At 70.9% G+C, this 3,829-nt stretch carries 6 protein-coding genes; all 6 read left to right on the top strand.

All coding sequences use genetic code 11. The annotated features are described in order from the left end of the window. Positions 1-360: acyl-CoA dehydrogenase family protein (locus ACWF94_RS35925; protein ID WP_453498577.1), on the top strand; the 360-nt coding region annotated here is incomplete at its 5' end. A gap of 34 nt (positions 361-394) precedes the next feature. Next, entirely contained in the window at positions 395-1,585 is a 1,191-nt protein-coding gene (locus ACWF94_RS35920; protein WP_453498574.1) for a lipid-transfer protein, read from the top strand. A 2-nt stretch (positions 1,586-1,587) separates the two neighbouring features. Continuing rightward, positions 1,588-2,013, top strand: a complete 426-nt coding sequence (locus ACWF94_RS35915) for an FAS1-like dehydratase domain-containing protein (protein ID WP_453498571.1) — start codon at positions 1,588-1,590, stop codon at positions 2,011-2,013. Further along, the gene (locus tag ACWF94_RS35910; protein ID WP_453498568.1) at positions 2,010-2,462 is read left to right on the top strand and encodes a MaoC/PaaZ C-terminal domain-containing protein; all 453 of its coding nucleotides are present in this window, start codon (positions 2,010-2,012) and stop codon (positions 2,460-2,462) included. Before ACWF94_RS35915 ends, ACWF94_RS35910 begins: the two co-directional genes overlap by 4 nt. Beyond that, positions 2,459-3,253: an enoyl-CoA hydratase/isomerase family protein gene (locus tag ACWF94_RS35905; RefSeq protein ID WP_453498565.1), complete on the top strand. Its 795-nt coding sequence runs from the start codon at positions 2,459-2,461 to the stop codon at positions 3,251-3,253. Before ACWF94_RS35910 ends, ACWF94_RS35905 begins: the two co-directional genes overlap by 4 nt. Further along, on the top strand, positions 3,250-3,829 hold a 580-nt coding region (locus ACWF94_RS35900; protein ID WP_453498563.1), incomplete at its 3' end, for an SDR family NAD(P)-dependent oxidoreductase. The genes ACWF94_RS35905 and ACWF94_RS35900, both read left to right, overlap by 4 nt.

The following is a 3,829-nucleotide window of genomic DNA, read 5'->3' as shown; positions in this document are numbered from 1 at the left end:
ACCTGCGACTATGTGAGCGACCGGCAGGTCTTCGGCCAGCCGCTCGCGCAGTTCCAGAACACCAAGTTCGTGCTCGCCGAGTGCGACACCGATGTGGCGGCCGCGACCGCGCTGGTCGACCAGGGCCTGGATCTCGACGACCGGTCGGCACTCGACCCCGCCGCCGCGGCGCGGATCAAGCTGTTCGCCACGGAGATGTCCGGTCGGGTGATCGACCGCTGCCTCCAGCTGCACGGCGGCTACGGGTACATCTGGGAGTACCCGATCGCGCGGCTCTACGCGGACATCCGCGTCAACCGCATCTTCGGCGGCACCAGCGAGGTCATGAAGACCATCGTCGCCAAGGACCTGGGCCTGTAAGCCCCGCCCATCCGAGAATCGGGAGAAGACAGACATGACAGCACGCACCGTGGTCGTCGGCGTCGGCATGGTTCCGTTCGCCAAGCCGGGCAAGAGCCAGCACTACTTCGAGATGGGCGCGGCAGCGATCCGCGCTGCCCTGGCCGACGCCGGCCTGGAGTACGACGCGGTCCAGCAGGCCTACGCCGGCTACGTGTACGGCGACTCCACCAGCGGTCAGCGGGCGATCTACGGCGTCGGGGTGACCGGCATCCCGATCGTCAACGTCAACAACAACTGCGCCAGCGGATCGACCGCCCTGTGGCTGGCCCGGCAGGCTGTCGAGTCTGGCGCCGCCGACTGCGTCCTCGCCGTCGGGTTCGAGGAGATGCAGCCGGGCGCGCTGATGAGCAAGTGGACCGACCGACCGATCCCGACCGGACGCCACCTCGAGATGCTCGACCGACGCTACGGCGTCGACCCGAACAACCCGTCGTACGCGATGCAGTTCTTCGGGGGTGCCGCGCGCGAGTACTGCGAGCGCTACGACGTGTCGCCTGACTTCATGGCGTCGATCTCGGTCAAGTCCCGCCGGCACGCGGTCAACAACCCCTACGCCGTCTTCACCCAGGCGGTGACCGAGGAGGAGGTGCTCGCCTCGCCGGCGCTCTACGGCGGGCTGACCCGGCTGCAGGCGTGCCCCCCGACCTGCGGGGCCGCGGCCGCCATCATCTGCTCGGAGGAGTTCGCGCGCTCCCGCGGCCTTCGCGCCGACGTCGCGATCGCCGGGCAGGCGCTCGTCACCGACTTCCCCGACGTCTTCGAGGAGCCGGACATGCTCAAGGTGGTCGGCGCGGACGTGTCGCGCCAGGCGGCGCTCTCGGTCTACGAGCAGGCCTCGGTCGACCCCGCGGACATCCCGGTGGTGGAGGTGCACGACTGCTTCTCGATCAACGAGGTGCTGACCTGCGAGGCGCTCCAGCTCGTCGAGGAGGGCCAGTCGGAGAAATTCGTCCGTGCCGGCCAGAACACCTACGGCGGCCGGGTCGTGGTCAACCCCAGTGGCGGCTTGCTCTCCAAGGGCCACCCGCTCGGTGCCACGGGCCTGGCCCAGTGCGCTGAGCTGGTCTGGCAACTGCGCGGTGAGGCCGGTGCGCGTCAGGTCGAGGGCGCCTCGTTGGCACTCCAGCACAACCTCGGGCTGGGCAGTGCAGGCGTCGTCACGCTCTACCAGAAGGTCGGCTGACGGTGAGCTACGAATTCCCCATCGACCGCAGCAAGGTGCTGGAGTTCGCGCGCGCCGTACGGGCGACCGATCCGCAGCACGGCGGCGACGCTCCGCTGATGCCGCCGACGATGCTGACCAGCGGCCGGATGATCTGGGAGCCCGCGGACCAGTCGGGCTTCGCCCGGCTCGGGTTCGACCGGTCCCGGATCCTGCACGGCGAGGAGGAGTACGAGTTCCACGCACTCCTGCCGCGGGCCGGCCAGACGCTGACGGTCGAGACCACCGTGGGCGACATAGTGGAGAAGCCCGGCAGGCGCGGCGGCACGATGCGCCTGGGCAGCCTCGTGACCGAGTTCCGTGACGAGGACGGCCGCTTGGTTGCCACGCAGCGGAGCACCATCATCGAGACCGCGCCCCGGCCGGCCGGCCAGGGAGGTGACCGATGAGCGTCGGGCACCCGCCGGTCGCGATCGGCGCGGTGGCGCCGGTCCGTACCTATCCACCGCTCACGCGTACCGACTTCGTCCGCTACCAGGGCGCGTCGGGCGACTTCCACCCGCTCCACCACGACGAGGTCTTCACCACCGCCCTCGGCTTCCCGTCGGTCTTCTCCGTCGGGATGCTCCAGGCCGGGATGCTCGCGAGCTACCTGACCGACTGGCTGGGAGTGACGAGCCTGCGTCGGTTCAAGGTGCGCTTCGCGGAGAAGGTGTGGCCCGGGGACGAGCTCACGTGCACCACGACGGTGCGGGAGGTGACCGCCGACGGCGAGCAGTCCCGGGTCGTAGTCGCCGCCGAGTGCCGGACCCAGGCCGGAACCGTGGTGCTGATCGGGGAGGCGCAGTTCGCTCTGCCCGCCGGCGCCGCCGAGACGAGCAACGAGGAGAGCCGATGAGTGATCTCGACCGCTACCGGGACTACACCGCGCTGTCGTTCGTGCGCGAGGGCGGTGTGCTGGTGGTGCGCCTCAACCGACCCGAGGTGTTCAACGCGATCGACGGCCACCTGCACGGAGAGCTCGCCCGAGTCTTCACCGACATCCGGGACGACGACCTGACCCGGGCCGTGGTGCTGACGGGCGAGGGCGACGCGTTCAGCGCGGGCGGCGACCTGTCCCAGGTGACCTCTGGCGCCGGCGACCGGCTGGATCTGACCTTCGCCGAGGCGCGCCAGATCGTGCTCGGGCTCCTCGAGGTCCGCCAGCCCGTCATCGCGGCCGTCAACGGCTCCGCGATGGGCCTGGGCGCGACCATCGCGATGCTTTGCGACGTCGTGTACGCCGGCGAGAGCGCCGTGCTCGGCGACCCGCATGTCCGGGTGGGGATCGGCGCCGGTGACGGGAGCATGGTGGTGTGGCCGTGGCTGGTGGGGATCCACCGGGCCAAGGAGTACCTCATGACCGGCGACCGGATCGCGGCCGCCGAGGCCGAGCGGATCGGTCTCGTCAACCACGTCGTGCCCGACGACGAACTCCTGCCGGCCGCGCTCCGGCTCGCCGAGCGGCTCGCGGGCGGCTCGCAGCGCGCGATCGAGGGGACCAAGGCCGTGCTCAACAAGATCCTCCTCGACACCGCCGGGCTGGTGCTGGACTCCGGACTGGCGATGGAGAAGGAGTGCTTCGCCCGCGGTGACCACCTCGAGCCGGTACGGATCTTTCGCGAGCGGCAGGCGGCGAGCCGAGGGTGATCGCGGACCGGTTGCTCGGCCGCGTCGCTCTCGTGACAGGGGCGGCGGGCGGCCTCGGGCGCGCGACCGCCCGGCGGCTCGCGCAGGAGGGCGCCGCGGTGCTGATGACGGACCTACGCTCCGACGAGGTCGCCACGGCCGCCCGGGACATCGCCGCCGAGGGTGGCCGGGCGCTTGCGCTGGGCCATGACGTCGGCGACAGCGCGTCGTGGGCCACGGCCGTCGAGACCGCCGTCGCCGAGCTGGGCCGGCTGGACGTCCTCGTCAACAACGCCGGCGTCGGCCACCGCGCCAGCATCGACGAGCTGGCCGAGGAGGACTACGTGCGTGTCGTCCGGGTGACGCAGAGCAGCGTCTACCTCGGCATGCAGCACGCCGCGCCCGCGCTCAAGGCGAGCGGCCACGGCGCGGTCGTCAACATCAGCTCGATCTGCGGTACGACGGGCACGAGCGGCGCGTCGTTCGCCTACCACGCGGCCAAGGGAGCGGTCACCAACATGACCCGCAACGCCGCGCTCTGCTGGGCCGTCGACGGCGTGCGCGTGAACTCGGTGCACCCCGGCTACATCCGTACCC

It is taken from the genome of Streptomyces sp. NPDC055078, from assembly GCF_053607985.1.
This window is presented reverse-complemented; position numbering and strand designations above follow the sequence as displayed.

Excerpts from the sequence above, each read along its gene's own strand:
- ACWF94_RS35920 (WP_453498574.1), top strand. The coding sequence starts at position 395 with ATGACAGCACGCACCGTGGTCGTCGGCGTCGGCATGGTTCCGTTCGCC.
- ACWF94_RS35905 (WP_453498565.1), top strand. The coding sequence starts at position 2,459 with ATGAGTGATCTCGACCGCTACCGGGACTACACCGCGCTGTCGTTCGTG.
- ACWF94_RS35910 (WP_453498568.1), top strand. The coding sequence starts at position 2,010 with ATGAGCGTCGGGCACCCGCCGGTCGCGATCGGCGCGGTGGCGCCGGTC.